The following is a 2,147-nucleotide window of genomic DNA, read 5'->3' on the forward strand; positions in this document are numbered from 1 at the left end:
TCGGGTGGGAAACGGTCGGTAACTCATGTCCGACGAGAGTGGACCGGAAGCGCTGATTTCGACAGTCGTCAAGCGTGCCGGATTTCTCGCCGCACTCTCGTCGGGACCGATCCCGAAACACCATCTCGGAGACGAACTGGGTGTCTCCCGTTCGACGGTGTACAAAGGGGTGCGGGAACTCCACGAGTACGACCTCGTCGAGCGAACCGACGACGGACTCGCCTTGACGCTCGTCGGACGGATACTCGCAAGCGAGTACGATTCCTTTCGAACCACCGCCGAAGACGTCCGTCGAACCCGCCAACTGCTCTCCACCCTTCCATCGAAGGCAGAGCTATCCACCGCTCTCCTCGACGACGCCCGGACGGTTCTCGCCGAGCGACACGCCCCCAACTATCCGATACGGTCGTTCAGGGAGATGGTCGACAGCGCGGACGTCGTGCGCGGTATCTCGCCGGTGGCACTGCCCCAGTACGTCGAACTGTTTCAGGACCGTGTCATCGACGGGAACATGACCGCGGAGTTGGTACTCGAACGCCCCGTGGTCGAGTTTCTCGTCACGGATTACGGTACGCAGTTGAACGAAGCGCTGGACTCGGACCAGCTATCGATCTGGGAGATGGACGCGACGTTCCCGTACGGACTCATCGTCGTCGAAGGTGCACACGACGGCGTCAGTGTCGTCGTCTACGACGAGCGGGGAGAACTCCGTGGTATCATCGCGAACGACACCCCCGCTTCGGTAGAGTGGGGAAAAGACGTGTTCGAATCCTACCGCGAGCGGGCGACCCTCGTCGGCGGGAGGTAGCTACCGGTCTTCCCACTCCGGGTCGCGGTCTTCGAGGAACGCGTCGATTCCCTCGTTTTTGTCCCCCGACGCGAACAGCAGGGCGAACAGTTCCGCTTCGTACTCGATTCCGGATTCGAGGTCCATCCGACTGCTCGCTTTCACCGCCTTCTTCGCCAGTTCGAGCGCCGTCGGGCTCTTATCGGCCATCCGACCCGCGAGTTCGTACACGCGGTCCTCGAACTCCCCGTCTTCACGGACTTCGTCCACGAGGCCGATCTCCCGGGCCTCCTCGGCGTCGATGATCTCCCCGGAAAGGACGAGTCGCATGGCTTGCCCCTCGCCGACTAGTCGTGCCAGTCGTTGGGTGCCACCGCCACCGGGCATGATGCCGAGGTTGATTTCGGGCTGACCGAGTTTCGCCCGTTCGTGTGCGATACGCACGTCGCAGGCCTGTGCGAGTTCACAGCCCCCGCCGAGTGCGTGGCCGTTGATGGCCGCGATGACTGGCTTTTCGAGGTCATCCACGTACTCGTACACGCGCGGCCGCTTGCTCGCTTCGCGTTGAGAGAGCGCATCCCGTTCCCGCAGTTCCTTCACGTCGGCCCCCGCGACGAACGCCTTCGCCTCCGACGCGCCGGTGAGCACGACGACGCGCACGTCCGGCGACGCCTCCACGGCGTCGAGGACGTCCTTCAGTTCGGTGCGCACCTGCGCGTTCAGCGCGTTGCGCGCATCGGGCCGGTTCAGCGTGACCGTGCCGACGTACTCCTCGACGTCGAAATCGACCGTGCCGCACTCGTTCGCGACCTGAGCGGGACTGCCGGGGCTGTCGTCCGATCCGGTATCGTCGTCGGTCATTCGTCGTCACCGCCCTTGTTGCTGTACGTGATGGTCTGTTCGTCGGACTCCGACTGACCAGACACCCCCACTATTTCGCCGTCCTCCCAGACGTAGAACCCTTCGCCAGTCTTCTTGCCGAGTTTTCCGGCGCGTACTTTCTGGCGGAGGATCTGCGGCGGGCGGAACCGCTCGCCGAGTTCCTCGCGGAGGTGTTCGAGGATGCCGAGTCGAACGTCCAACCCGACCACGTCGCCGAGTTCGATCGGTCCCATCGGGTGGTTGTAGCCGAGTTCCATCGCCGTGTCGATGTCCTCGGGACTCGCCACGCCCTCCTGTAACATGCGAATCGCTTCGACGCCGAGCGCGACGCCGAGGCGCGAGGACGCGAACCCCGGCGAGTCGTTGACCTCGACGCCCACCTTGTCGATGCCGTCCACGAACTCGGACGCGAATTCGACCGTCTTCGAGCTACTCTGCTCGGGAATCACGATTTCGACCAGTTTCATGATGTGCACCG

General features: G+C 63.5%; 3 protein-coding genes. 1 reads left to right on the top strand and 2 read right to left on the bottom strand.

Annotated features, from left to right (window positions below; genetic code table 11):
• Positions 1-25: 25 nt before the first annotated feature.
• The gene (locus WBV42_RS04985; protein ID WP_423985048.1) at positions 26-808 is read left to right on the top strand and encodes a helix-turn-helix transcriptional regulator; all 783 of its coding nucleotides are present in this window, start codon (positions 26-28) and stop codon (positions 806-808) included.
• Here the strand turns inward: WBV42_RS04985 and WBV42_RS04990 are convergent, their stop codons facing one another.
• Together WBV42_RS04990 and WBV42_RS04995 are read right to left on the bottom strand one after the other, a co-directional pair.
• The gene (locus WBV42_RS04990) at positions 809-1,648 is read right to left on the bottom strand and encodes an enoyl-CoA hydratase/isomerase family protein (protein ID WP_423985049.1); all 840 of its coding nucleotides are present in this window, start codon (positions 1,646-1,648) and stop codon (positions 809-811) included. It abuts the gene before it with no gap.
• Positions 1,645-2,147 (bottom strand): 3-hydroxyacyl-CoA dehydrogenase family protein (locus tag WBV42_RS04995; RefSeq protein WP_423985050.1); only part of this gene is annotated, 503 nt, incomplete at its 5' end. The genes WBV42_RS04990 and WBV42_RS04995, both read right to left, overlap by 4 nt.

The sequence above is a fragment of the Haladaptatus sp. genome (assembly GCF_049589095.1).
GTDB lineage: Archaea > Halobacteriota > Halobacteria > Halobacteriales > Haladaptataceae > Haladaptatus.